The organism is Kutzneria chonburiensis (assembly GCF_028622115.1).
GTDB classification, from domain to species: Bacteria; Actinomycetota; Actinomycetes; order Mycobacteriales; family Pseudonocardiaceae; genus Kutzneria; species Kutzneria chonburiensis.
This window is the reverse complement of the sequence record NZ_CP097263.1, coordinates 7,855,142-7,880,998: the sequence shown is the minus strand read 5'-3', so window position 1 is coordinate 7,880,998 and position 25,857 is coordinate 7,855,142. Positions and strand designations below refer to the sequence as shown.

The window sequence follows — 25,857 nt, the reverse complement described above, 5'->3', positions numbered from 1 at the left end:
CTCGGGTAGGTGGTCACCTACCGTTCATGATGACTCAGCGCGCCGGTGAGGACGCCTGAGCCCAGAACCGTTGCGGAATTCTCCCCGCAAGTAGGGCCGAACGGCCCGCTTCCACTGCCCCACGCATCGCCGCCGCCATCCGCTCCGGATCCTGCGCCCGGGTGACGGCCGTGGCCAGCAGGACCGCCGAACAGCCCAGCTCCATGGCCTGCGCGGCGTCCGAGGCGGTGCCGATGCCGGCGTCCAGGATCACCGGCACGCCGGCCCGGGACACGATCAGCTCGATGTTGTGCGGGTTGCGGATGCCGAGACCCGTGCCGATGGGCGAGCCCAGGGGCATCACCGCGGCGCAGCCGACCTCCTCCAGCCGCAGTGCCAGCACGGGGTCGTCGTTGGTGTACGGCATCACGACGAAGCCGTCGTCGACCAACTGCTGGGCGGCGTCGAGCAGCTCGACGGAATCCGGCAGCAGGGTCCGGTCGTCGGCGACGACCTCCAATTTCACCCAGTTGGTCTCCAGGGCCTCCCGGGCCAGTCGGGCCGTGAGCACGGCCTCGGCCGCCGTGCGGCAGCCCGCGGTGTTGGGCAGCGGCTCGATGCCCAAGCGGCGCAACAGGTCCAGCACGCCGGTGCCGCCGGTGGCGTCCATCCGGCGCATGGCCACCGTGGTCAGCTCGGTGCCGGCGGCCAGCAGCGACCGCTCCAGCACGGCCAGATTGGCCGCGCCGCCGGTGCCCATGATCAGCCGCGAGCCGAACTCGCGGTCGGCGATGACCAACGGATCGTCCACTTCAGCCTCCTGCACCGCGGTGAGCACTTCGACCGAGCCGCCTTGCGCCAGTGCCGTGCTGGCCCAGTCGGCCCGTCGCACGACCTCGCCGTCCACCGCCACCGCGATGCCCCTTGGCGGGGCGTCGATGGCGGCGAGCGCGTCGGCCACGGTCGACCCGTCGGCCAGCTCGCGCTCGGTTCCGTTGACCACGACCAGCACTTCAGCCTCCCCGTTGGTGACGGCCAGCAGCCGGCCCGGATCGGCGGCGCGCGCCGGCTCCGGTGGTTCACGGCCGGCCAGCAGGTCGACCACCGCCTCGGCGGTGATCGGGGCGAGCAGGATGCCGTTGCGGTGGTGGCCGGTCGCGGCCAGCACGCCCGGCTCCAGCCACCCCAGCAGCGGCAGGTTGTCCGGGCTGCCCGGCCGCAGCCCGGCCGCGCATTCCAGCACCGCGTACTCGCCGATGCCCGGCAGCACCCGTTCGGCGTCGCGCAGCAGGTCCCGCACGCCGCCGACCGTCACCTCGGTGTCGAAGCCCGCCTCGTACTGGGTGGCCCCCAACACCAGGCCGCGGCCGTCCCTCGGCACGAGGTAGACCTGCCGGCCCTCGACCAGCGCGCGGACGGTTCGTTTCGGCGGATCCAGGGCCCCGTCACGGGCTTTCAGCCGCAGGACCTCGCCCTTGACCGGCCTGATGACCTTGGCCAGGCCTTCGTACAGGCCGCCGCTCCAGGCGCCGGCGGCCAACACCACGGCGTCGCATTCCACCGTGGATCCGTTGGCCAGCAGCACTTCGCCGGCGCTGACCTTGGTCGCGGCGACGGCGACCGGCCGCATGCCGGCGTCCACCGCCGCCTTGCGCAGCGAGGACAGCAGCACCCTGTTGTCCACGGCCAGGTCCCCGGGCACCAACAGTCCATTTCGGACGGACGTGCCCAGCGACGGCTCCAGTCGCCTTGCTTCCCGCGCGGTCACTCTTTCCACCGCACGGCCCAGTCTGGCGAGAAAATCCGCCACGCCGTCAAGTTCCGCCCGATCGGCCGCGTCCACCGCGACGACCAGGGTCCCCTCTCGGCGTAGTCCACCATCTTTTCCAGCCTGGCAGCGAATTCCGGCCAGCGGTCCAGCGACGCGCTGCCCAGGGCCAGCACGTGTTCCTCGCCCGGCCACGCCTCGGTGACCGGCGCGAGCATGCCGCCCGCCACCCAGGACGCGCCCGACCCCGGCGCGGCATCGATGAGCTGCACCTGGTGGCCCGCCTCGGAAGCGGCCCAGGCGACCGACAATCCGACGACTCCACCACCGACAACGGCGACCTTCATGACACATCACGCTCCCTGCGCCGGCATGACCCGGATCAGGTTCGACGGTCGGAGCTGGCAAGCTCCCTCTCAGCCCGGTACTTCCAGGCTCCCGTGCGGACCAATGGGCTCTACCGTAGCACCCGTGCCAGCACTGGATGGAGATCAGATCAGGAAGCGGCTCGCCGACGCACGGCTCTACCTGTGCACCGACGCCCGCACCGGTACCAACGACCTCGCCGAGTTCGTCGACGCCGCACTTGCCGGCGGCGTGGACATCGTGCAGTTGCGGGACAAGGGCATGGAGGCGCGGCACGAGCTCGCCGCCCTCGAGGTCATCGCCGAGGCCTGCGCCCGCCACGGGGCGCTGCTGTCGGTCAACGACCGGGCCGACATCGCCGTCGCCGCCGGGGCCGATGTGCTGCATCTGGGACAGGACGACCTGCCCGTGCCGCTGGCCCGCCGCATCGCCGGCGACGACATCGTCATCGGCCGGTCCACCCACGACTTCGCCCAGGCCGACGCCGCCGCCGCGGAGCCGGCCGTGGACTACTTCTGCACCGGGCCGTGTTGGCCCACCCCGACCAAGCCCGGCCGCCCGGCCCCTGGTCTGGATCTCGTGCGCCACGTGACGTCTTCGCGGCCCTGGTTCGCCATCGGCGGCATCGACCTGGCCCGCCTGGACGACGTCCTGGCCGCCGGCGCCCGCCGCGTCGTGGTCGTCCGGGCCATCACCGCCGCCGAGGACCCCCGCGCCGCCGCCGAGGCATTGAAGGCTCGCCTGGTGTGAGACCCCCACCTGAGTGGCTCATTTGAGGACCCCCACCTGAGTGGCTCATTTGGCCTCTGGAGCCAAATGAGCCACTCAGGTAGAGCAAAAGACGCCCCGGCGGCCGGCGTGCAGGGAGGGGTGCCGGCCGCCGGGGCGGAGGTGGGCTTGCAGGGGAGCCCACCGGGGAATCAGCTCGTCACGAGCCGTAGTCCATAGGTGTTCAGCGCCGGGGCCACCGGGCTGAAGTACGTGGTGCCGCCGTGGGTGCAGTCGCCGGAGCCGCCGGAGGTGACGCCCTGGGCCTGGCCGCCGCTGATCCACGCGCCGCCGGAGTCGCCGGGCTCGGCGCAGACGTTGGTCTTGGTCAGGCCGGTGACCGTGCCCTGCTGGTAGACGACGGTCTGGTTCTTGGCCTGGATGGTGCCGCAGTGCCAGCCGGTGGTGGAGCCGGAGCGGCAGACCGTCGCGCCGACGGCCGCTTCGGCCGCGCCTTTGACCGCGACGGAACCGCTGGCGCCGGCCACCGTGCCGGCCAGCGTCCACTGCCCGCTGGTCACGTCGACCTTGCCGTAGTCGCCGCCGGAGCCGAAGTGCGAGCCGTTGATCCGACCGAGTGAAACCTGGTTGTACCCGAATGCACTACCGCCGCCGGCCGTGCAGTGCCCGGCGGTGACGAAGTGCTTGCCGCCGGCGGCGTCGGTCGCGCTGAATCCGACCGAGCACCGGAAGTTCGAGCCGTACCACGCGTCGCCGCCGCGAACGGCGTACAGCGGCCTCGGCCGCTCCGCCACGATCTCCGTCCGCGCGGCCGTTCCCGCAGTCCGGACGAACGCCTCGGTGGCCGGCGAATGGTCGAGAACCTGGACCACGACCTGGTCGGTCGGCAGGTCGACGTACCAGCCGACGACTCCCGTCGGCACCGGCACCTGACGAAGTCCGTCCGCGACGGCCGCCAGCTGTGCGTCCGTTCGGGTGACGACCCTTGCCTCAACACCCGCCGCGCGCACGCGCGTCACAAATGTGACGTCAGTCACTGCCACCACGGCCTGGCCGGACGCCGCGTCGAACCAGGAGCCGCCGAAGATCGGCCCGAGGACTGTGCGCAGGGTTGCGACCTGGGCATCGGCGCGATCCTGCCGGGCGAACCTGGCCATCGCCCGGGCGGGTGACAACCCCAGATCGCGGCTCAGCGCGGTCGCTACATCGGGTGATATGACCACACCATTCGTGGACGTATCGACAGAGACGGGCGCAGAGGCTGCCGCTGCCGGTACGCTGACAGTAGCGGCGAGGCCAATGAACAACAGGGCAGCGCCGGTGAGCCGAGCCGCAGCAGTGCGGTTCATCAGACGTCTCCCTCATCTTCGGATGCGGGGACTCGGGAGTGGCGGTTGCAGGGACCCCTTCCCGAGCCTTTCAGGGGGACGGGCGGTGGGGCGGCGGCAGGGGTCGCCCCACCTTCCCCCATCTCTGACTCTTCGAGTCGCATGGGTCGTCGCTGCCACAGCCGCCAAATTCGCCTCCCCCAGAAGACATCCGATCCGTTGGGCACGCCGCCGAATGTCCTTCGGCGGAGAGTCCGATCGGGCGCAAAGCGTGTCACATGATCCGACCGCGTGGGTACGACGCGTAGCGGTTAACACTTGACGTTTAAGTAACGTCGCGCATAAATGCTGTTCCATACCGCCGGGCGCGTTCCGTTGCCCGTCCGGACGCCCTCCTGACCGTTCGGCTTATCGGCGGCGGTCGAACTACCCGAAAAGGCGGCAGCCCGCTTGGCCCCTGGCGAGCCGGGCTCCGAGGAGCTAGTCAGTTCGCCCCGGGCGGCGGGTTGCCGCTGGTGCCCGTCGGCTGCTGCCCGGTCGTCGTCGTGGTGGTGGTCGACGTGCTCGTCGAGGTGGACGTGCTGGTCGAGGTCGACGACGGCGGCGTGCTGGAGGTGGTCGTCGGGGTGGTGGTCGACGTGGGCGTCTGTGACGTGCTGGTCGGCGTGGTGCTGGACGGAGGCGGAGTGCTGCCCTGCCCCGGCTGCCCGAACAAGGCGCCGACGGTGGTGCGCTGGCCGTTGCCGGAGGTGGCGTGGCCGTCGAGCAGCTCGACGCCGGTCAACACGCCCATGCCGAGCAGGAAGGCAGCGGCGACGGCGCCGGCCAACATGGGCCAGCGGCGCTTGACCGGCTCCTCGGGCGGCGGCGCGACGGTGAGCCGAACCGTCTCGGCGTCGTGGGACGCGCCGACGGGAGGCTCCTCGGTCTTGATCCGGGCGGTGACCCGGGTACGAGCGGCGTGGATGGAACGCTCGTACATGGCCGTGCCCACGGTGCCGACGATGCTGGCCAGCCCGGCGCCGGCAACCGTGCCGGCGACCCCCAGCTGAGAGCCCAACACGGCCGCGGTGACCGACGCCAACGCGCCCGCCGCGACCTGGGTCGGCTTGATGTCCAGCGACTTCGTGCCCTGCTCCTTGCTCATCTCTCCCAATCCCCTACCGCATCTACCAACGCACAAGACGCGGCGGGCACTCCCGGGGTTGGAGGATCGTGAGCACGAACACGCTGTTCAGTCCACTATGGACGATCGAATCGGCACCACGTGGGTCGGCGGCCCTTCCACGCCACAGTGCAGGCAATCCCCCGGATGCGGGGAATCCTCGACAACGGACGGCGTAGTCGGCTGGCCCAGAACCTTGTTGTCGATGAAAAACGCGGTCAGACCGCCCAGCACGGCGGCGATTGCGCAAATCAGCAAAGCCATCTGCCAGCCGGCGGTGAGCGCGGCCGGATCGCTGTACCGCTCGCCGGTGATGCCGGCGGCGGCGGGCAGCACGGCCACCGCGAGCAGGGAGCCGGTCCGGGCCACGGCGTTGTTCACGCCGGAGGCCACGCCGGCGTGTCGGTCCGGCGCGGCGGCCAACACTGTGGCCGTGACGGGGGCGACGGCCAGCAGCAGGCCCAGGCCGAACACCACGACACCGGGCAGCACCCCGGTCAGGTACGACGCACCGGGCACGGCCCAACGCAACATCACCATGCCCACGCCGACCAGGATCGGCCCGACGATGAGCTGCACCCGCGGCCCGATGCGCTGGGCCAGCTTGCCGGACTGGGCCGACAGCAGAAGCATGATCACGGTGATCGGCAGCCCGGCCAGTCCGGCGAACACCGGCGGGTAGTGCAGCGACACCTGCAACTGCATGACCATCAACATCATCACGCCGCCGAGCGCCGCGTACAGCAGGAACGTCAGCAGGTTGGCCACGGTGAACGTGCGGTTGGCGAACAGGTCGGGCGGCACCAGCGGATTGCGCTCACGGAGCTGGAGCACGCAGAACCCGGCCAGCGACGCCACGCCGACGACCAACGCCACCAGCACGATCGGATCGCCCATGCCGCGGGCCGGCCCCTCGACCAGCGCCCCGGTCACGCCGGCCAGCCCCAGCGCACACAGCACCGTGCCGAGGATCTCCGGACGGCCGGTCATCTCGGCGTCCTTGGACTCCGGCACGTACCGACGGCACAGGTAGATGCACAGCACGGCGACGGGCACGTTGACCAGGAAGGCCAGCCGCCAGCTCCAGGCCTGGATGAGCAGGCCGCCGACCAGCGGCCCGACCGCGGTGGCCACGCCGCCCAGGCCGGACCACGCGCCGATGGCCCGGGCCCGGTCGTCGTGGGCGAAGGCCGACTGGAGGATGGCCAGCGAACCCGGGGTCAGCAGCGCCCCGCCGATGCCCTGGAGCACCCGCGCGGCCACCAGCACCCCGGTGGTCGGCGCGAGGCCGCACAGCACCGAAGCCAGGCCGAACCAGACCACGCCCACCTCGAACATGCGCCGCCGGCCGTAGCGGTCGCCGAGCGAGCCGGCGACCAGGATCAGCGAGGCCAGCGACAGCAGGTAGCCGTCGAGCACCCACTGCAACCCGGTGACCGACGCGCCGAACTCCGCGCCGATCTTGGGCAGCGCGACGTTGACGATGGTGCCGTCCAGCATCGCCATGCCGGAGCCGCAGACGGTGGCGGCAAGCACGCCCCGTGCCTGCGCGCTGCCCCAGCGCACACCGGTCGCCGGATACCCCATGGTGGTCATGGCAGCACGGTGCTCCCGCCCTACCGGGCAATGCAAGCCAAGGTCGACGTGTGCACGACTTCGTGTCACTTCTGTCGGCAAATTCGCCCTTCCACCCGGGCCCCGGCCTGGCTAGCGTCCGGCCCATGGCCGAAACGCGAGCACTGCGCAGTCACGGCTGGTTCGCCGACCAGGGCGTGCTGGGCTTCACCCACCGGTCCTGGCTGCGGAACCTTGGTCATCCCGATCATGCCTTCGACGGCCGGCCGGTGATCGGCATCTGCCAGACGGCCAGCGATCTCACGCCGTGCAACGCGCACCTGCGGGAGATCGCCGAGCACGTCAAGCGGGGCGTGTACGAGGCCGGTGGCCTGCCGATGGAGTTCCCGGTCACCTCACTGGGCGAGATCCTGATGCGCCCGACCACGATGCTGTTCCGGAACCTGGTCTCGATGGACGTCGAGGAGACGCTGCGGGCCAATCCGCTGGACGGCGTGGTGCTGCTGACCGGCTGCGACAAGACCACGCCGGCCCTGCTGATGGGCGGGGCCAGCGTGGACCTGCCGACGATGGTGGTCGGCGGCGGCCCGATGCTCAACGGACGGTTCCGCGGCAAGCAGCTGGGCTCCGGCACCGATGTCTGGCGGTTCGCGGACGCCCGTCGCACCGGCGCGATGTCCCAGGCCGACATGAACGCGGCCGAGGCGTGCATGTCCCGTTCGGCCGGCCACTGCAACACCATGGGCACCGCGTCCACGATGGGCTGCTGGGCCGAGTCGATGGGCCTGTCGCTGCCCGGCATGGCCGCCCTGCCGGCGGTGGACTCGCGCCGCAAGGCGATGGCTCACGTGGCCGGCAACCGGATCGTGCAGCTGGTGCGCGAGGACGTGCGGATGTCGTCCATCCTCACGCGGCAGGCGCTGGAGAACGCGGTCGTGGTGAACGCGGCGATCGGCGGCTCCAGCAACTTCGCCGTGCATCTGCTGGCGCTGGCCGGACGTCTCGGCATTCCTTTCGACCTGAACGATCTGGACCGGCTGGGCCGATCGGTGCCGCTGCTGGTCGATCTGATGCCGGCGGGCCGGTTCCTGATGGAGGACTTCTGTTACGCCGGCGGCCTGCCGGCCGTTTTGCGCGAACTGGGCGACCGGCTGCCGCATCCGGACGCGATCACCGTGACCGGCGGCACGGTCGCGGAGAACGTCGCCGACGCCGAGGTTTTCGACCGAGAGGTGATCAGGACCGCCGCCGATCCACTGCGGACGGACGCCGGACTGGCTGTGCTGCGCGGCAATCTCGCGCCGGACGGGGCGATCATCAAGCCTGCCGCCGCGTCACCTTCGCTGCTGCAACACATCGGCCGTGCGGTGGTGTTCCACGGCGTCGAGGATCTGCACGCACGCATCGATACTGTCGAATGCGATCGGGACAGCGTGTTCGTGCTGACCGGCGTCGGCCCCCGCGGCTTCCCCGGCATGCCGGAGGTCGGCAACTTCGGCCTGCCGCGCAAGCTCCTCGAGTCCGGTGTGGACGATGCCGTCCGCATCTCCGACGGCCGGATGAGCGGCACCGCCTTCGGCACGGTGGTGTTGCACGTGGCCCCGGAGTCGGCGGTGGGCGGCCCGTTGGCCCTGGTCCGCGACGGCGACGTCATCGAACTCGATGTCGACGCACGACGGCTGCACCTGGCCGTGGACGACGCCGAGCTGGCCGCCCGGAAGGCGGCCTGGACGCCGCCGCCCCGCGCCGCCGAGCGCGGCTGGGTCCGGCTCTACGTCGATCACGTCAGCCAGGCCGACCGTGGTGCCGACCTGGACTTCCTCGTCGGTGGCTCGGGGGCGCCGGTACCTCCGGGGAACCACTGACGAGCCGGGCTCAGTCGCTCGGCCGGTTCAGCGTGGCCACGAACTTGTAGCGGTCGCCGCGGTAGACCGAGCGCACCCACTCCACCGGGTTGCCCTCGGTGTCGAAGGAGTGCCGGGACAGCAGCAGCATGGGCAGACCGATGTCGGCGCCGAGCAGCTCCGCCTCCTCGGGCGTGGCCAGCGCCGTCTCGATGGTCTCCTCGGCGTGCCCCATCTCCACCCCGAACCGCTCGCGCAGCACCTGGTAGAGCGAGCCGCCGGAGCTGACGTAGCGCCGCAGCCCACGGAACCGGCCCAGCGCCAGGTGCGTGGTCTCCAGGGCCATCGGCTCGCCGTCGGCCAGCCGCAGCCGGTGCAGGCGCAGCACCTTGGCCCCGGCCCGCACGCCCAGGTAGCGGGCCAGCTCGGCGTCGGCGGCGTCCTCAGAGGCCTCCAGCAGCCGCGAGGACGGCTGCCGGCCCTGGGCCAGCATGTCCTGTGTGTACGAAGACAGCTGAAGCCGCTGCGCCACCTTGGGCTCGGCGGCGAACGTGCCCTTGCCCTGCACGCGCAGCAACCGACCCTCGACGGTCAGTTCGGCAAGCGCTTGCCGAACGGTGGTGCGTGACACGTCGAAGTCCGCGGCCAACGAGCGTTCCGTCGGTATCGGCGACCCCGGCGGCATGGACCGCAGCAGGTCGAGCAGGTGCCGCTTGAGCCCCCAGTACTTGGGCTCACGCTGCGCACGCGATCGCAGTCCGGCGTCGTTGCCACCGGCCGGCGAGGTTTCGAGCATGGCCTCCTCCTAAAGCTCCGCCCACTCCCCAGCGAACAGGATGCCTTGTCAACCGCTGGCTGCGCGATCACACCCCCGGTCATTCGTCGGATGACTTTGCAACGGTCTCGCAACGACCTTGACATCGAGTGTGGCACGGCACACTCTTTTTCCTCATTGGTCTACACCAAATTGGTCTGCACCAGACGAGGTTGTCCGGCAGGTGAGCCGGGTTGGAGGGCGGAGAAAGTGCTGCGTAGAAAGTGGATCGTGGCGGCGGTTGGCGCCGCGGCGGTGTCGATGGTCGCGGCCGGCTGCGGCGGCGGAGCCAGCAGCGGCAGTGGTGGCGACAAGACCCTCACGGTCTGGCTGATGAGCGGCTCCGCTCCGGACGCCACGGTCGCGGCGATCGACAAGGACTTCGAGGCCGCGCACCCGGGCGTCAAGGTCAAGTACGAGGTCCAGCAGTGGAACGGCATCGGTCAGAAGCTGACCACCGCCCTGACCAGCGGCGGGCCGGACGTCATCGAGCTGGGCAACACCCAGGTCGCGCAGTACAGCTCGACGGGCACGCTGCTCGACGTGACCGACGCGGCCGGCGACCTGAACGGCAGCCAGTGGCTGTCCGCGCTGAAGGAGGAGGGCGCCTGGCAGGGCAAGCAGTACGGCGTCCCGTTCTACGCGGCCAACCGCGTGGTCATCTACCGCACGGACCTGTTCCAGCAGGCCGGCATCACCGCGCCGCCCACCTCGAACGACGAGTGGCTCAGCGACCTGACCAAGCTCAAGGGCATCCAGGGCGTCGACCCGCTCTACCTGCCCGGCCAGGACTGGTACGTCTGGCTGTCGTTCCTCTGGGACCAGGGCGGTGACCTGGCCACCAGCAGCGGCGACACCTTCAAGTCGGCGATCAACTCGCCGGCCGGCAAGGCGGCGTTCGAGTTCTACAAGAAGCTCGGCGACACCTCCGGCTCGCCCGCGCCCAAGGACGCCGACGAGGCCACCCCGCAGCAGTCCGACGTGGTCGCCAAGGGCAACACCGCCAGCTTCATCGGCTTCGGCTACGAGCTGGCCGCGGTGGAGAAGGCCAACCCGGCCCTGAAGGGCAAGTTCGGCGCGTTCCCGATCCCGTCCAAGACCGCCGGCAAGACCGCGCCGGTGTTCCTCGGCGGCTCGGACCTGGCCATCCCGGCCAACACCAAGAACGCCGACCTGGCCAAGGACTGGCTGAAGATCGAGACCAGCGCCAAGTACCAGGGCCAGCTGGCGGCCAACGGCGTCGTGCCGGGCACCTCGACCGACAGCAGCGCGCTGGACAGCACCGCGACCGGCAAGGCGATGGCCGCGGGGGCCAAGAACGGCAAGGGCACGCCGACCACGCCGAAGTGGGCCGCGGTCGAGGCGGACAACCCGATCAAGGCCGCGCTGACCGCGTACCTGACCGGTCAGAAGAGCCTGGACCAGGCCGTCGCCGATGCGGACGCCGCGATCAACAAGTCGTTGAGCGCGAGCTGACCTGGTGTCGGTGACGACGAAGGCCGCGGTGCCGGCGGGGACCACCCCGCCGGCACCGCGTTCCACTGTCTCGGGCGGTGGGTCGGGGATCAGCACGTTCGTGCGCCGGCTGTTCAGCCAGCGCACGCTGCCTTACCTGCTCCTGCTACCGGCCACGGCGACCATCCTGGTGATGCTCGGCTGGCCGGTGCTTTCCGTCTTCCTGACCAGCTTCCAGAAGCTGGACCTGGGCGAACTCGTCTCGGGCAAGGTCGTCTGGAACGGTCTGGACAACTTCAAGACCATCCTGACCGACGACGTGTTCTGGGCGGACACGCTGCGGACCGTGCTGTTCACCGCGGCCTGCGTGATCGCCACCGTCGGCGGCGGCCTGCTGGTCGCGCTGCTGATGAAGCACGTGCTCGGCTGGGTGCGGGTGGTGCTCCAGCTGGCCCTGGTGCTGGCCTGGGCGATGCCCATCCTGGCCGCCACCACGGTGTTCCAGTGGATGTTCGACCAGAACTACGGGATCCTGAACAAGACGCTGGTCGAGCTGGGTTTCTCCGGCTTCCACCACTACTCGTGGTTCCAGACCGGGCTGAGCACGATGACGGTGATCGTCATCCTGATCACCTGGCAGGGCATCCCGTTCGTGGCCTTCACCCTGTACGCCGGCGTGCTGGGAGTGCCGGCGGACCTGTACGAGGCGGCGGGCCTCGACGGCGCGTCCAGCTGGCAGACCTTCCGCTCGGTCACCTGGACCGCGCTGCGGCCGCTGGTCAACGTGGTGATCTTCCTGTCGCTGCTGTGGGACTTCAAGGTGTTCACCCAGGTCTGGGCCATCCGCCAGGGCGGACCGGACGGCGGCAGCCAGACGCTGCCGACGTTGCAGTACCTCAAGGGCATCGCCACCAGCCACTTCGGCGCGGCGGCGGCGGTCAGCGTGATCATGATCCTCTGCCTCGTCGTGCTCACCGCCCAGAACCTGCGGCTGATGCTGCGCACCGAGGAGGTGGACTGACATGGGGCGGACCAAGAAGCGGCTGGTCTCGGTGGTCGGCCTGCTGGTCGCGGTGCTGTTCGCGTTCCCGATCTACTGGATGATCGCCACCGCGCTCAAGCCGGCCAACCAGCTGCTGTCCGACAGCTACGACCTGGTGCCGCTGGGCCTGACGTTCCAGCACTTCATCGACGGCATCAGCAAGGACGGCTTCGTCAGCTCGCTGGAGAACAGCGTCATCGTGGCGCTGTCCGCGGTGATCTTCGCCCTGGTCGCCGGCCTGCTGGCGGCGGTGCCGCTGGCCCGGCTGCGGTTCCGTGGGCGCAAGGGTTTCCTGCTGCTGGTGCTGGTGGCGCAGATGGCCCCGTTCGAGGCGCTGCTCATCCCGATGTTCCTGATGATCCGCTCGTTCGACCTGCTGCACGCCCTGCCCGGGCTGATCCTGGTCTACTTCGCGGCCGCCCTGCCGTTCACCGCGTGGACGCTGCGCGGCTTCGTCAAGGGCATCCCGGTGGACCTGGAAGAGGCAGCCATGGTCGACGGCTGCGGCCGGTGGGCGGCGTTCCGCCGGGTCACCCTGCCGCTGCTGGGCCCCGGCCTGGTGGCCACCTCGGTGTTCAGCTTCGTCACGGCCTGGAACGAGTTCCTGTACGCGCTGACGTTCCTCCAGAACGGCAACGTGACGCTGCCGGTGTGGCTGTCCAGCTTCGTCTCGGTGTTCGGGACGGACTGGGGCGGCGCGATGGCCGCCTCGACCGTGTTCACCATCCCGGTGCTGGTGTTCTTCCTGTTCGTGCAGCGCAACCTGGTCTCGGGGGTGACCGCGGGCGCGGTGAAGGGCTGAGCCCGGAGCGCGCCGATGGACTACCGTCAAGGGCACGTCGGACCTGGGCCGCCGCCACAGTTCCCAGAACTCAAGGAGCACGATCATGACCCGCCAGACCGAACCTTCGGCCGGGCAGCACATGAGTGCCGAGGTCGCGTCCCAGCCGAAGATCTTCGCCGACCTCGTCGCGCGGCGCGGCGAGATCGCCGAGATCGCGGCGCAGGTGTCGGCCCGGCGGCCCCGCTTCGCCCTGCTGGCGGCCCGTGGGTCCAGCGACCACGCCGCCCTGTACGCCAAGTACCTCATCGAGGTGCTGCTCCAGCTGCCGGCCGGGCTGGTGTCGCCGTCCACGACGACGTTGTACGGTGCCCAGCCCGACCTCACCGACGTGCTGATGATCTCGGTCAGCCAGAGCGGCGGGTCGCCCGACCTGCTGGAGGTCACCGAGTCGGCGCGGGCCCGCGGCGCCTTGACGGTCGCCGTCACCAACACGCCCGACTCGCCGTTGAACAACGCCGCCGAGCTCTCGGTGGACGTCGGCGCCGGCCCCGAGCTGGCCGTCGCCGCCACCAAGACGTACTCGGCCACGTTGTTGGCCCTCTACCTGCTCATCGACGCCGTGCGCGGCGGCACCGCCGAGCATGCGGCGTCCCTGGGCGAGCTGGCCCAGCAGACCCTGGACGAGTCCGCCTCGGCCGTCCAGGAGGCCGTGCAGCGCTTCCGCTTCGTCGACCGGGTGCTCACCACCGGCCGTGGCTACTCGTCCGCCACGGCCGCCGAGGCCGCCCTCAAGCTCGCCGAGACCAGCTACCTGTCCGCCCGCTCGTACAGCGGCGCCGACCTGTTGCACGGTCCCGTCGCCGCCGTCGACGCGGAGACCGGCGTGCTGGCCATCACCAGCGCCGGCAAGGGCGGCACGGCGATGTCCGAGGTGCTCGACGTCATCCACTCCCGTGGCGCCGATGTCTTCGCCGTCGGCTCCGCCGCCTCGCGCGTGTCCGCAGCGCTGCGGATCCCGGTCGCCGAGACCGCCGAGGAGGTCGCGCCGATCCTCGAGGTGCTGCCCATCCAGCGGCTGGCCCTCGGGCTGTCGTTGGCCCGCGGCGGCGACCCCGACAGCCCGCGCGGCTTGAACAAGGTCACCAAGACCCGCTAACCACAACCCCCGCGAGTCCCGCTCACAGTCACACCGAAACGACGAAACCAATTCGTCTTTTCGGTGTGACGCTAAGCGGGACTCGCGGGGTTAGTTGCCGGCAGTGGCCAGTTCCGCGTAGTCGTCCACCTCGGCGTCGAAGGCGACCTCACCGTCGACCCAGACCTTGCGCGGACGCAGGTCGTCGTCCCACCAGACGAGATCGGCGACGGCGCCCGGGGCGATGCGGCCGAGCCACTTCTCGCCGATGACGTCGGCCGGGGTGCGGGTGGCGGCGATGAGAGCGTCCTGTTCGGACACGCCGAGCGAGACGATGTTGCGGACGGCGCGGTCCAGCGTGAGGGCGCTGCCGGCGATGGTGCCGTCGGGCGAGCGGGGCACGCCGGCCTCGGTGAGCAGCACGTCGGCGCCGCCGAGGCGGTAGCGGCCGGGCGGCATGCCGGCGGCGGCAACGGCGTCGGTCACGAGGGCGACGCGCGGGCCGGCGGCGGCGAAGACCAGTCGGCAGATCGGGCCGGCGACGTGGGCGAGGTCGGCGATCAGGCCAAGAGTGAAGCGCGGGTCGGTCAGCGCGATACCGGGCACGCCGGGCTCGCGGTGGGTCAGCGGGCTCTGGGCGTTGAACAGGTGGGTGACCATGCTCGCGCCGGCATCGGCGGCCTCGGTGGTCTGGGCGGCGGTCGCGTTGCTGTGGCCGACCGACACCACCACGCCGGCGTCCACGAGCCGGCGTACGGCCTCCAGGCCGCCGGGCAGCTCCGGGGCCATGGTGACGATCTTCAGGGCCGCGGCGACGATCTCGTCGGCCAGCAGGAGGTCGAGATTGGCCGGCGCGGGCGGGACCATCACGCTGGCGTCGTGCACGCCGTGCCGCACCGGGGACAGGAACGGGCCTTCCAGGTGCAGGCCGAGCGGCCGGGCCACGCCGGTCGTCGGCAGCGCGGCCGAGGCGGCGACGACCGCGTGGGCCTGGCGCAGCACGGTCGGCACCGGGGCGGTGATCAGCGTGGGGAGGAAGCGGGTGACGCCGGTGGAGGGCAGGGACTGGGCGACCGTGCGCATGGCGGCCGGGTCCACGTCGGCGAAGTCGACGCCGAAGGCCCCGTTGATCTGGACGTCGACCAGGCCCGGGGTCAGGATGCCGCTGGTCAGCACCTCGGTCGCGCCGGCGTGGTCCTCGGTGACGTCGACAAAACGGCCGCCCCGGATCCGCACCGCGACCGGGCCGGTGACGGCCCCGCCGACGAGTGCTCGTGGCGCTGCGACTACGGCGTCCAAATTGCCCTCCATTGGTCCAGACCATTAGACGGTACGGGCAGTGGCGGCCAACGTCCAGTCAATTATCCACCATATGAAGATAAATCTGGTCGGTTTCTGACACGATACTCCGTTCGGCGGATGCGCGCACCTCGACGGCGTCCCGACGATCACGGTTTCGGCCCTCATGACGCATACTGGGAGGCGGAAACATCCGAGGTCTGGCGAATCGATTCGAGGCGGTCGTGGCAGTCACCGACGACGCGATCCTGCGCGTGAAGGAGATGATCGTCTCCGGGGAGCTCAAGCCGGGCGACCGGCTGCCCCGGGAGGCGGACCTGGCCGAGCGCCTAGGCCTGTCGCGGAACTCGCTACGCGAGGCCGTGAAGGCGTTGTCGCTGGTCAGGGTGTTGGACGTGCGTCAGGGCGATGGCACGTACGTGTCCAGCCTGCGGGCCGACGACCTGCTCGGCGCGCTGTCGTTCGTGCTGGACCTGCACCGCGGCGAGGACTCCTTGCTGGAGGTCCTGGAGGTGCGGCGCATCCTGGAGCCCGCCGCCGCGGCCATGGCCGCGCAGCGCATCGACGATGCCGAGGTCGCCGCCCTGCGTGAGCTGTGCGACGCCGCGGCCGCCGCCGAGTCCGTCGAGGAACTGGTCGAGCACGACCTGGAGTTCCACCGGCGCGTCGTGCAGGCCGGCGGCAACGCCTATCTGGCCCAGCTGCTCGACACGCTGGCCGGGCCGACCGTTCGGGTCCGAATCTGGCGGGGCATCACGCAGGCCAGCGCCGTGGACCGGACCGTGGCCGAGCACCGGGCGATCGTCGACGCGCTGGCCGCGCGGCAGCCCGACCTGGCCCGGTCGTGGTCGACCGTGCATGTGGCCGGGGTCGAGCAGTGGCTCAAAGACCTGGCTTGATCCCGTAGACGCGGGCCGCGGTGTCGCCCCAGACCGCGTCCTGCTCCGTCTCCGAGAGGCCGCCGAGTAGCTCCTCGGTGGCCTCTACGACCTGCGCGTACGAGGCGTGCAGCAGGCACACCGGCCAGTCCGAGCCGAACATCAGCCGTTCAGGTCCGAACGCGTCGATGACCGTCTCCACGTACGGCCGCAGGTCCGCGATCGTCCAGTCCTTGCTGGCCTCGGTGACCAGGCCCGACAGCTTGCACGTCACGTTGGGCAGCTGAGCCAGCTCCTTGACGCGCGTCGCCCAGGGCTCCAGCTCACCCGTAGTGATCGGAGGCTTCGAGCAGTGATCAAGCACGAAGCTCGTGCCGTCGAGCTGCTTGGCCGCCTCGATGGCCGCCGGCAGTTGGTGCGGGTAGGTCAGCAGTTCGTAGACCAGGCCCGCCTCCCCCACCGCTTTCAGTCCGTTGAGGACGTCGGTTCGGGTCAGCCAGTTCGGGTCCGGCTCCCCTTGCACCTGGTGGCGGATCCCCTTCAGCCAACGTCCGCCGTGGCCTTCCTTCAGGATTGTCAGCGTTTCCGCCACGTCCGGGGCCGTCAGGTCCGTCCAGCCCGTCACCGCCCGCACCAGCGGTGACTCCTCCGCCAGCGCCAGGAATTCCGGCGTCTCCTCCGGCACCGTGATCGTCTGCACCAGCACGCTCGCGTCGATCCCCGCCGCACTGCTCAGCGGCGTGAGGTCGTCCAAAGTGAACGTCCGGTGCAGCACGTCGGCGACCTCCGGCGCAGCCGTCCACGGCTGGTCCCGGACCGCCAGGTCCCACATGTGGTGGTGCGAATCAACCCTCATGAAGCCACTCCCGGCGTCGGCACGTCGGCACCCAGCAAACCCTCGGCCTTGAGATCCGCCCACAGTTCTCCCGGCACGGTGTCGGCCAGCAGCTGGGCGTTCTCGGTGATTTCCGACGGGGTGCGGGCACCGACGGCGATGGCTTTCACCGCCGGGTGGCCGAAGGGGAACTGCAAGGCGGCCTGGGGAAGGACGGCCGAGTGCCGCTTGCAGACGTCGGCGATGCGCCGGGCGCGGTCGATCACCTCGGCCGGGGCGGCGGCGTAGTTGTAGGTGGCGTCGGTCGGGACCTCGGGGCGGGCCAACAGACCCGAGTTGAAGATGGCCACCGCGACTACGGAAACGTTGCGCTCCAAGCACAACGGGAGGAAAGAGGCCAGGGAATCCTGCTCCAGCAAGGTGTAGCGGCCGGCGAGCATGACGTAGTCCAAAGAGGACTCACGGATGAAGCGCTCGGGCATCTGCCACTGGTTCATGCCGACGCCGATGGCGCGGATGACACCCTGCTCCTTCAACGACTGCAACGCCGGCAGCCCCTCGGTGAGAGCCTGCTCCCAATGGTTGTCGGGGTCGTGCAGGTAGACGATGTCCACATGGTCGACGCCGAGCCGCTCCAGCGAGGAGTCGAGCGACCGGCGGACACCGTCGGCGGAGAAGTCCCACACCCGGCGATGGGTTGCGGGGACGAGAAAGCCTGCGTCATCGAGCCCTCCGCCGCCGAAGGGCTCGAGGACGCGGCCGACCTTGGTGGAGATGACGAACTCGGACCGGGGCCGATCGGCCAACGCGGCGCCGAGACGACGTTCCGACAGACCGAGGCCGTAGTGGGGAGCGGTGTCGAAGTAGCGGACACCGGCGTCCCAAGCGGCATCGACGGTGGCCCGGGCGTCTTCGTCGGACACCTCGGTGTACAGGTTCGCGATCGGCGCGCCGCCGAAGCCGAGTCCGGAGATCACGGCAGAGCCCAGACCAGGTTCACCGACGGCTCGGCACCGGAATAGTCGTCCTGTACCTCGAGCAGCTCGGCCATCCGGGCCTGCCACGGCACGTTGGCCGGGTGCTCCTCGAGGAAAGACCGCATGTGCGCGTAGTCATCGACCTCGACGAGGTGGAACAGGTCCCGGCCGGACCGCCAGATCCGCCACGAGTGGACACCGGCCTCGCGTAGCGCGGCGTCCAACTCGGTCGGGATCACGGCATGCACGGCCTCGTAATCGGCCTCCCGCCCCGGCTTGAGCCGGGTGTGCAGGGCGACGGTCTCCACTAGTCCTGGGCCTTTCCGGTCGTCAGCCGCGCGAGGACGAGCGCACCGAGGATGATCGCACCCCGGATCGCGAGGAACCAGTACGGATTGGCGTGCGCCAGCGTGAGGATGTTCAACACCAGCCCAAGGCACAGCACACCGCACAGCGCACCGAACAGGGTGCCCTTGCCGCCGTTGAGGCTGACACCGCCGAGCACGGCCGCGGCGAACGCGTCGAAGATCCAGCCGTTGCCCTGGCTGGCGCTGACCGAGCCGAGTCGGCCGTACATCATCGCGCCGGCCAGCGCGGCAAGGACGCTGGCCAGGATGATCACGACCACCGCCACCCGGGTGGTACGGATGCCGGCCGCCTTGGCCGCGGCCTCGTTGCCACCGATGGCGTAGAGCGAACGGCCGTGCCGGAAGTAGCCGACAAAAACGATGGCCACCGCGAACACCACCAGGAAGATCCAGATCGACGCGTGCAGGCCGAACCAGGTCGCGTTGCCGAGATAGGCCAGCGACGGCACCGAGGCGGACAGCGACTGGCCGACGGTCAAGCCCTGCTGGACACCACGAACGGTGATCAGCATGCCCAGCGTGATGATGAAGCCGGACAGCTGGAGCCGCAGCACCAGGAACGCGTTGATGGCGCCGACCAGCACGCCGGCCAGCAGGCAGACCGGCAGCGCGGTCCACTCCGGCAGCCCGAGGCCGAGCCCGTGGTCGGCCGTCGGCAGCACCAGCACCATGGCCAGCGCGGGCGCGAAGCCCAGCGTCGACTCCAGCGACAGGTCCATCTTGCCGATGATCAGCACCAGCGCCTCGCCGAGCACGACCAGGCCCAGTTCCGACTGCTGCTGCACGACGTCGAGCAGGTTGCCGGTGGTCAGGAAGATCGGGCTGGCGATGAAGCCGACGATCAGCAGCACCACGATCGCCGGCAGCAGCGCCAGATCGCGCAGCCGGGCCACCTGCAATCGCGGCCGGGCGGCGGCCGCCACCGGGGTCGACACGTCACTCACCACTGCTCTCCCCGATCCCTTCGATCACACTCACCAGCTCGTTGTCGGTCCAGCCGGCGGGGAACTCGCCGGCCACCGAGCCGTGGAACATCACCAGCACCCGGTCGCACGGCCGCAGGTCGTCCAGCTCGTCCGAGATCACCAGCACCGCGGCGCCGCCGGCGGCCGCCCGGTCGACGGCGTCCAGCAGGTTCTCCTTGGACTTCACGTCCACGCCGGCCGTGGGGTCCATCAGCACCAGCAGCGCCGGATCACTGGACAGCGCCCGCGCCATCACGACCTTCTGCTGGTTGCCGCCGGACAGGTCGGCCACGTCCTGGTCCGGCCCGGACGTCTTGATGTCAAGGTCGGCGATCATCTTCTCGGCCACCTCGGCCCGCTTCCGGCCGGAGATGAAGCCGAACCGGCCCAGCCGCTTGGTGATCGGGAAGGTCGAGTTCTCCCCGATGCTCATGCCGGGCACGAAGCCCTCCTTGTGCCGGTCCTCCGGCACGAAGCCGACGCCGCCGGCCAGCGCCGCCGGCACGCTGCCCGGCTTCAGCGTCCTTCCTTGCACGGCAACGGTTCCGGCGTCGGCCTTGCGCAGCCCGACAATAGCCTCGCCCAGCTCGACCTTGCCGCTGCTGCCGGAGCCGGCGATGCCGACAACCTCGCCCTTGCGCACCGAGAGGTCGATGCCGCGGAAATGCTTGCCCAGAGCCAAACCCTGAACGTCCAGCACGGAATCGTCGGCGATCGCCGGCCGGTTGGAGCCGGCGCCGAGGCCGACCGCCTCACCGGTCATGGCCTCCACCAACTGGTCCTTGGACAGGTCGGCCACCGGACTGGTGACGATGTGCCGGGCGTCCCGGAACACCGTCACCGTCTGGCAGATCTCGAAGATCTCCTGGAGGTGGTGGGAGATGAACAGGAAGGTCACGCCGGCCGCCCGCAGCGAGCGCATCCGCTCGAACAGCCGCTCGATGGCCGGCGCGTCCAGCTGCGCGGTCGGCTCGTCGAGAATGATGAACTTGGCCCCGAAGGACAGCGCCCGCGCGATCTCCACCAGCTGCCGCTGCTCGACCGTGAGGTCGACGGCATCGGTGTTCGGATCGACGTCCACGCCGTACTCGGACAACAGATCGCCCGCGGTGCGACGCAGCCGGGACCAGCTGATCACCGGTCCGCCGTCGAGGTTCTGCCGGTTGATGAACAGGTTCTCGGCGACGGTCAGGGTCGGGATGATGGTGGACTTCTGGTAGACGCAGGCCACCTTGGTCCGCCACGCCTGACGGTCGGACAGGGCCGGCGCCGGCTCGCCGCGGAACGTGATCTCCCCGCTGTCCGGCCGGTTCAGGCCGGTCAGCATGGAGACCAGGGTGGACTTGCCGGCGCCGTTGCGTCCGACCAGCGCGTGCGTCTCACCGTCGGCGACGGTGATGTGCACATCGTTGAGCGCGACGGTCTGCCCGAACCGTTTGGTGATGTTGCTGGCCTCGACTGCGTTCATCACTTCGCTACCTGGTTGCCCCAGAGGCTCTTGTCGTCCACGTTGTCCTTGGTCACCAGCGGGGCCGGCAGCTGGTCCTCCAGCTGGCCGTTGCCGACGTCGAGGATCGTGCTGTTGTGGTCGGTCGCGCCGGGCTTGAACGTCTTGCCCTCGACCGCGGCCTTGGCGTAGAACAGCGCCCACTTGGCGTACAGGTCGGCCGGCTGCGACACGGTGGCGTCGATCTGCCCCTGCCGGATCGCGTCGAACTCCTGCGGGATGCCGTCGTTGGAGATGATCGAGATGTGCCCGGGCTGGCCGGCCGGGATCAGGTGCCCGGTGGACTTGAGCAGTTGCAGCGTCGGGGCCAGGAACACGCCGCCGGCCTGCATGTAGATGCCGTTGATGTCCGGGTTGGCGGTCAGGTCGGTCTGCAGCGCGGCGGACGCCTTGGCGCCCTCCCAGTTCGTCGGCTCGGCGAACACCGTGATGCCCGGGTAGTTCTGCTTCATGCAGTCGCCGAAGGCCTGCGAGCGGTCCCGGCCGTTGATCGAGGACAGGTCGCCCTCGAACTCGACGATCTTGCCCTTGCCCTGGAGCTTGTCACCGAGGAACTTGCAGGCCTTCTCGCCGTACGCCTTGTTGTCCGCGCGGACAACCATGTAGGCGCCGCCCTTGTCGGGGCGGGTGTCGACCGTGACGACCGGGATCTTCTGGGTGTTGAGCTGGGCGATGGTGCTGGCGATGGCACCGGTGTCCTGCGGGGCCATCACGATCGCCTTGGCGCCCTGCGCGGTCAGCGCCTGCACGTTGGCCACCAGCTTGGTGACGTCGTTCTGCGAGTTGGTCGGGGCCATCAGGTTGATGCCGAGGTCCTTGGCCGTCGTGGGCACGTACTTGTTGTACGAGTTCCAGAAGTCCGAGTCCGCGCGCGGGAAGTCGATGCCGATCGGCCCGACGCCGGAGCTGTCGCCGGAGCTGGTGGCGTCGCCTCTGTTGCAGGCGGCCAGCGTGCCGGCGAGCGCTACGCACACCGCCACGGTGAGGATGCTGCGCTTGTCCATCGTTCCTCGTTTCGTTCTAACTCGGCGGCCGAAGGCGCAGGCCGTACATGCCGCCGTCCACCGCGAGCACGGTGCCGGCGGTCGATCCCGACAGGGGGCTGGCGAGGTAGCACACGGCATGCGCGACCTCGTCGGCGGAAACGAGCCGCCCGGACGGCTGGCGCGCCTGGAGCGCGGCCCGTTCGGCGGCGGGGTCGGGCGCCGCGTCGAGCAGCCGGCCGACCCAGGGTGTGTCCACGGTGCCGGGCGCGACGGCGTTGACCCGGATGCCCTCCCGCACGTGGTCGGCGGCCATCGCGAGCGTCAGCCCGTACACCGCGCCCTTGCTCGCCGAGTACAGGGCGCGCTGCGGCAGCCCGGCCCACGCGGCGATGGAGCAGGTGTTGACGATGGCGGCCGACGGCGACTGCCGCAGCCACGGCAGCGCGGCCCGGCTGACCCGGGCCATGCCGATCACGTTCACGTCCAGCACCTGGTGCCACTGCGCGTCGTCGTTGGCGGCGACGTCGCCCTGGGCCCCGATGCCGGCGTTGTTGATCACGATGTCGAGCCGGCCGAAGCGCTCGGCGGCCTCGGCCACCGCCGCCCGCACCGAGGCGTCATCCGTTACGTCGCAACGGATTCCGACCAGCGGCTCGGACACCTGGTCGGGGTTGAGGTCAAGCGCCGCGACGCGGGCGCCGCGGGCGGCCAGCAGTTCCGCAGTGGCGCGGCCGATGCCGGACGCGCCGCCGGTCACTATCGCGGCCAGACCGTCGAAGTCGGTCATACCACAGCCTCCGTCCACACTGGACCGTCCGGATAGACGTACCGGCTCAGCGTCTCTTCCCGCAACCGGGCGGAAAAGCCCGGCTCGGTCGGCGCGAGGTAGCGGCCGCCGACCACCGCGGCCGGGTCGGTGAAGTGCTCGTGCAGGTGGTCGACCCACTCGATGACCCGGCCGTCCATCGAGGCCGACACCGCCGCGTAGTCGAAGAAGGACAGGTGCCGCACCAGCTCGCACAGCCCGACACCGCCGGCGTGCGGGCACACCGGCACGCCGAACTTGGCCGCCAGCAACAGGATCGCGATGTTCTCGTTCACGCCGGCGACCCGGCAGGCGTCGATCTGCACCACGTCGACCGCGCCGGCTTGCAGCAGCTGCTTGAACACCACGCGGTTCTGCACGTGCTCGCCGGTGGCCACCTTGATCGGGGCCAGCGCGTCGCCGATGGCCCGGTGGGCCAGCACGTCGTCTGGCGAGGTCGGCTCCTCGATCCAGTACGGCGAGTACGGGGCCAGCTCGCGCATCCAGCGGATGGCCACGTCGGTGTCCCAGCGCTGGTTGGCGTCCACCGCCACCCGCACGCCGGGGCCGACGACCTCGCGGGCCAGCTTCATCCGCCGCACGTCGTCGTCGAGGTCGCCGCCGACCTTGAGCTTGATCATGTCGAAGCCCTCGGCCAGCGCCTGCTTGGCCAGCCGGGTCAGCTTCTCGTCGGAGTAGCCGAGCCAGCCCGGCGAGGTGGTGTAGGCCGGGAAGCCGTCGGCGGTCAGCTGGGCGATGCGGCCGGCCCTGGTCGGCTCGGCCTTGCGCAGGATGGACAGCGCCTCGTCCGGGGTGAGCGCGTCGGACAGGTAGCGGAAGTCGACCAGCCCGACGATCTCCTCCGGCGTCATGCCGGCCAGGAAGCGCCACAGCGGCAGGCCGGCGCGGCGGGACGCGAGGTCCCAGGCCGCGTTGACCACCGCGCCGATGGCCATGTGCACGACGCCCTTCTCGGGGCCGAGCCAGCGCAGCTGCGAGTCGCCGATCAGCTCGGACGACAGCGCGGCCAGCGCGGCCGCGTCCTCGGGCACCGGCCGGCCGACCACGTGCGGGGCCAGCGCGCGGATGGCTGCGGCCTGCACGTCGTTGCCACGGCCGATGGTGAAGGCCAGGCCGTAGCCGTCGGGGCCCTCGTCGGTACGCAGGGTCACATAGGCGGCCGAGTAGTCCGGGTCGGGGTTCATCGCGTCGGAGCCGTCCAGCTCCCGCGACGTGGGGAACCGGATGTCCAGCACGTCGAGCGCGACGACACGGGCCATCTCAGGCCGCCCCGAAGGTCTGCCGCTGCTTGCCGAGGCCGTCGATCTCGAGTTCGACGACATCGCCCGCGCGCAGGTACGGCTTGGGGTCCGGCTGGCCCAGCGCGACGCCGGCCGGAGTGCCGGTATTGATCAGGTCGCCGGGGCGCAGGACCATGAACTGGCTGAGGTAGCGGATCACCTCGGCCACGTGGAAGATCATGTTCTTGGTGGAGGAGTCCTGCTTCAGCTCGCCGTTCACCCACAGCCGCAGCCCGAGCTGCTGCGGGTCGCCGATGTCCTCGGCGGGCACCAGCCACGGTCCGAGCGGGTTGAAGGTCTCGCAGTTCTTGCCCTTGTCCCAGGTGCCGCCGCGCTCGATCTGGAACTCGCGCTCGGAGACGTCGTGCGAGAGCACGTAGCCGGCCACGCAGGCCAGCGCCTCCTCGTGGCTGTCGAGGTAGCGCGCGGTCCGGCCGATCACGACGCCGAGCTCGACCTCCCAGTCCGTCTTCACGGACTTGCGCGGCACCAGGACCTCGTCGTACGGGCCGACCACGGTGTCCGGCGTCTTGAGGAACAGCACCGGCTCGTCGGGCACCGTCGCGCCGGTCTCGGCGGCGTGGTCGGAGTAGTTCAGCCCGATGCAGATGATCTTGCCGATGCCGGCCAGCGGCGGCCCGACGCGCAGGCCACTGTCGTCGATCACCGGCAGTTCGCCGGCGTTCAGGGCCGTTCGGGCTCTGGCCACTCCGTCGTTTCCGAGGAAAGCTCCGTCGATGTCCGCCGTCACCGGGGTGAGGTCGTGGACGACGCCCTCCTCGGTGCGGACGGCAGGGCGCTCGCTACCGGGAGCGCCGAGGCGCAGCAGCTGCACGGAGGGTTCCTCCTCGCTCGAACCGAAAGACCTCCGATGTATATCCGCTGAGTCCGGCGAAGTCCAGACCAGCAGCCCGAACTTTGACCGAACTGATCCGATGACTCCATGGGGTGGCTGTGGCGAATACCGAGGGTTACCTGGTCGGCGTGGACGCCGGGGGGACCACGACGCGGGCCCTCGTGGCCGATCTGGCGGGGGCCCGCGTGGGCACCGGCCGGGCCGGCGGCGCGAACCCGAACTCGCACCCGCCGGAGGTGGCCGCCGAGCAGGTCGCGGCGTCCATCGCGGCCGCGCTGGCCTCGGCCGGCGTGCCGGCCGACCGGGTGCGGGCCGGCGTGCTGGGGCTGGCCGGCGCGAGCAAGCTGGCCGACGACCGGGTGGCCGCGCTGTTCGACGCGGCGTGGCACGGGGCCGGCCTCAAGTGCGGCCTGCGGGTCGTCACCGACGCCGAGGCGGCCTTCGCCGCCGGCACCGCGTCGGCCGACGGCACCGTGCTGGTCGCCGGCACCGGCTCGGCCGCAGCCCGGATCGTGAACAGACGTCAGGTCGCGATCTCCGGCGGCTTCGGCTGGCTGCTCGGCGACGAGGGCTCGGCTTTCTGGCTCGGGCGGCAGGCCGTGCGGGCCACGCTGCGGACCCTGGCCACCGGCTCGGCGCTGGGGGCGCTGGCCCGCAGCGTGCTGGCCACCGTGCTGGCCATCCAGGATGTGAGCGGTGATCCGATTCTGCGGCGATCGGTGGTGTCCCGGCTGATCACCGCGGTCAACGCCGAGCCGCCGATCCACCTGGCCCGGCTGGCCCCGCTGGTCGCCGCGGCGGCCGAGGCCAAGGACCCGCTGGCCGGGGAGATCGTCGCCGAGGCGGTGGACTGGCTGGTGCGGACCGCCCGCGACGCCCGGTCCGGCGGCGAGCGGACGCCGGTGGTGGTGATCGGCTCTGTCGCCGCTGGCGGCGGGGTGCTCGGGCAGCGCCTGCTCACGGGTTTGGAGGAGGCCTGCGGCGGCGAGGTGTCCATCGCCAGCGACGGCGCCGCCGGCGCGGCCTGGCTGGCGTCGTTGGAGCTGCTCGGCCCGGCGGCCTTGAGCCTACGACCCCAGCTCCTGAGCTAGCCACT

At 70.5% G+C, this 25,857-nt stretch carries 23 protein-coding genes, 2 pseudogenes and 1 riboswitch; of the genes and pseudogenes, 8 read left to right on the top strand and 17 right to left on the bottom strand.

Going from position 1 to position 25,857, the window contains the following annotated elements; translation table 11 throughout:
* Positions 1–34: 34 nt before the first annotated feature.
* From thiG to thiO, 3 genes and pseudogenes are all read right to left on the bottom strand, one after another.
* Positions 35–790, bottom strand: a complete 756-nt coding sequence (thiG, locus tag M3Q35_RS36465) for a thiazole synthase (RefSeq protein WP_273944611.1) — start codon at positions 788–790, stop codon at positions 35–37.
* A gap of 21 nt (positions 791–811) precedes the next feature.
* Positions 812–982, bottom strand: a pseudogene (gene thiS / locus M3Q35_RS36460) (sulfur carrier protein ThiS); the annotation flags it as partial.
* A 36-nt stretch (positions 983–1,018) separates the two neighbouring features.
* Positions 1,019–2,094, bottom strand: a pseudogene (thiO, locus tag M3Q35_RS36455) (glycine oxidase ThiO); the annotation flags it as partial.
* Positions 2,090–2,199, bottom strand: a riboswitch (TPP riboswitch). (Overlaps the previous pseudogene by 5 nt.)
* 19 nt (positions 2,200–2,218) lie before the next feature.
* On the opposite strand from thiO, the gene thiE reads away from it, so the two are divergent.
* The gene (thiE, locus tag M3Q35_RS36450; RefSeq protein ID WP_273937094.1) at positions 2,219–2,863 is read left to right on the top strand and encodes a thiamine phosphate synthase; all 645 of its coding nucleotides are present in this window, start codon (positions 2,219–2,221) and stop codon (positions 2,861–2,863) included.
* Positions 2,864–3,033: 170 nt separating this feature from the next.
* On the opposite strand, the gene M3Q35_RS36445 is transcribed toward thiE, so the two are convergent.
* The 3 genes from M3Q35_RS36445 to M3Q35_RS36435 form a co-directional block, all read right to left on the bottom strand.
* Positions 3,034–3,999, bottom strand: a complete 966-nt coding sequence (locus M3Q35_RS36445; RefSeq protein WP_273937093.1) for a S1 family peptidase — start codon at positions 3,997–3,999, stop codon at positions 3,034–3,036.
* 655 nt (positions 4,000–4,654) lie between these two features.
* A complete protein-coding gene (locus tag M3Q35_RS36440; protein ID WP_273937091.1) occupies positions 4,655–5,317 on the bottom strand; it encodes a hypothetical protein in 663 nt (220 codons plus the stop codon).
* Between the two features lie 87 nt (positions 5,318–5,404).
* Complete coding sequence (locus M3Q35_RS36435) at positions 5,405–6,931, bottom strand: MFS transporter (protein ID WP_379794424.1); 1,527 nt, start codon at positions 6,929–6,931, stop codon at positions 5,405–5,407.
* 125 nt (positions 6,932–7,056) lie between these two features.
* Here M3Q35_RS36435 and M3Q35_RS36430 point away from each other — a divergent pair, with 125 nt between their 5' ends.
* Complete coding sequence (locus tag M3Q35_RS36430) at positions 7,057–8,775, top strand: IlvD/Edd family dehydratase (protein WP_273937090.1); 1,719 nt, start codon at positions 7,057–7,059, stop codon at positions 8,773–8,775.
* A 10-nt stretch (positions 8,776–8,785) separates the two neighbouring features.
* On the opposite strand, the gene M3Q35_RS36425 is transcribed toward M3Q35_RS36430, so the two are convergent.
* On the bottom strand, positions 8,786–9,550 hold the full coding sequence (locus M3Q35_RS36425; RefSeq protein ID WP_273937088.1) for a GntR family transcriptional regulator: 765 nt from the start codon (positions 9,548–9,550) through the stop codon (positions 8,786–8,788).
* A 279-nt stretch (positions 9,551–9,829) separates the two neighbouring features.
* Between M3Q35_RS36425 and M3Q35_RS36420 the strand changes: the two genes are divergently transcribed.
* From M3Q35_RS36420 to M3Q35_RS36405, 4 genes are all read left to right on the top strand, one after another.
* A complete protein-coding gene (locus tag M3Q35_RS36420) occupies positions 9,830–11,044 on the top strand; it encodes an extracellular solute-binding protein (RefSeq protein WP_273944609.1) in 1,215 nt (404 codons plus the stop codon).
* A gap of 4 nt (positions 11,045–11,048) precedes the next feature.
* Positions 11,049–12,044, top strand: coding sequence for a carbohydrate ABC transporter permease (locus tag M3Q35_RS36415; RefSeq protein ID WP_379794422.1), 996 nt, complete (start codon positions 11,049–11,051; stop codon positions 12,042–12,044).
* A gap of 1 nt (position 12,045) precedes the next feature.
* On the top strand, positions 12,046–12,867 hold the full coding sequence (locus M3Q35_RS36410) for a carbohydrate ABC transporter permease (RefSeq protein WP_273937087.1): 822 nt from the start codon (positions 12,046–12,048) through the stop codon (positions 12,865–12,867).
* Between the two features lie 85 nt (positions 12,868–12,952).
* Entirely contained in the window at positions 12,953–14,005 is a 1,053-nt protein-coding gene (locus tag M3Q35_RS36405; protein ID WP_273937086.1) for an SIS domain-containing protein, read from the top strand.
* A gap of 90 nt (positions 14,006–14,095) precedes the next feature.
* On the opposite strand, the gene nagA is transcribed toward M3Q35_RS36405, so the two are convergent.
* Positions 14,096–15,283, bottom strand: a complete 1,188-nt coding sequence (gene nagA, locus M3Q35_RS36400; protein WP_273937085.1) for an N-acetylglucosamine-6-phosphate deacetylase — start codon at positions 15,281–15,283, stop codon at positions 14,096–14,098.
* Between the two features lie 224 nt (positions 15,284–15,507).
* On the opposite strand from nagA, the gene M3Q35_RS36395 reads away from it, so the two are divergent.
* A complete protein-coding gene (locus M3Q35_RS36395; RefSeq protein ID WP_273937084.1) occupies positions 15,508–16,182 on the top strand; it encodes a FadR/GntR family transcriptional regulator in 675 nt (224 codons plus the stop codon).
* On the opposite strand, the gene M3Q35_RS36390 is transcribed toward M3Q35_RS36395, so the two are convergent.
* Genes M3Q35_RS36390 through M3Q35_RS36350 form a run of 9 tightly spaced genes read right to left on the bottom strand, consistent with a single transcriptional unit; the run spans position 16,166 to position 24,740 of the window.
* Complete coding sequence (locus M3Q35_RS36390) at positions 16,166–17,017, bottom strand: amidohydrolase family protein (protein WP_273937083.1); 852 nt, start codon at positions 17,015–17,017, stop codon at positions 16,166–16,168. The two genes, M3Q35_RS36395 and M3Q35_RS36390, sit on opposite strands and share 17 nt — an antisense overlap.
* Complete coding sequence (locus M3Q35_RS36385) at positions 17,014–17,973, bottom strand: aldo/keto reductase (protein ID WP_273937082.1); 960 nt, start codon at positions 17,971–17,973, stop codon at positions 17,014–17,016. Before M3Q35_RS36385 ends, M3Q35_RS36390 begins: the two co-directional genes overlap by 4 nt.
* Positions 17,970–18,281, bottom strand: coding sequence for an L-rhamnose mutarotase (locus M3Q35_RS36380; RefSeq protein WP_273937081.1), 312 nt, complete (start codon positions 18,279–18,281; stop codon positions 17,970–17,972). The genes M3Q35_RS36385 and M3Q35_RS36380 overlap by 4 nt, the downstream gene beginning before the upstream one ends.
* A complete protein-coding gene (locus M3Q35_RS36375) occupies positions 18,281–19,285 on the bottom strand; it encodes an ABC transporter permease (protein WP_273937080.1) in 1,005 nt (334 codons plus the stop codon). Before M3Q35_RS36375 ends, M3Q35_RS36380 begins: the two co-directional genes overlap by 1 nt.
* Positions 19,278–20,774 (bottom strand): sugar ABC transporter ATP-binding protein, encoded by a 1,497-nt coding sequence (locus M3Q35_RS36370; protein WP_273937079.1) that lies wholly within the window; start codon positions 20,772–20,774, stop codon positions 19,278–19,280. Before M3Q35_RS36370 ends, M3Q35_RS36375 begins: the two co-directional genes overlap by 8 nt.
* Positions 20,774–21,817: a sugar ABC transporter substrate-binding protein gene (locus M3Q35_RS36365; RefSeq protein WP_273937078.1), complete on the bottom strand. Its 1,044-nt coding sequence runs from the start codon at positions 21,815–21,817 to the stop codon at positions 20,774–20,776. The genes M3Q35_RS36370 and M3Q35_RS36365 overlap by 1 nt, the downstream gene beginning before the upstream one ends.
* A 16-nt stretch (positions 21,818–21,833) precedes the next feature.
* Positions 21,834–22,586 (bottom strand): SDR family NAD(P)-dependent oxidoreductase, encoded by a 753-nt coding sequence (locus tag M3Q35_RS36360; RefSeq protein WP_273937077.1) that lies wholly within the window; start codon positions 22,584–22,586, stop codon positions 21,834–21,836.
* Positions 22,583–23,884 (bottom strand): enolase C-terminal domain-like protein, encoded by a 1,302-nt coding sequence (locus tag M3Q35_RS36355; RefSeq protein WP_273937076.1) that lies wholly within the window; start codon positions 23,882–23,884, stop codon positions 22,583–22,585. Before M3Q35_RS36355 ends, M3Q35_RS36360 begins: the two co-directional genes overlap by 4 nt.
* A gap of 1 nt (position 23,885) precedes the next feature.
* Positions 23,886–24,740, bottom strand: coding sequence for a fumarylacetoacetate hydrolase family protein (locus M3Q35_RS36350; protein WP_273937075.1), 855 nt, complete (start codon positions 24,738–24,740; stop codon positions 23,886–23,888).
* A gap of 119 nt (positions 24,741–24,859) precedes the next feature.
* Here M3Q35_RS36350 and M3Q35_RS36345 point away from each other — a divergent pair, with 119 nt between their 5' ends.
* Positions 24,860–25,852 carry an N-acetylglucosamine kinase gene (locus M3Q35_RS36345; protein WP_273937074.1) on the top strand — a complete coding sequence of 331 codons (993 nt, stop codon included), beginning with the start codon at positions 24,860–24,862 and terminating at the stop codon, positions 25,850–25,852.
* The last annotated feature ends 5 nt before the right edge of the window (positions 25,853–25,857 follow it).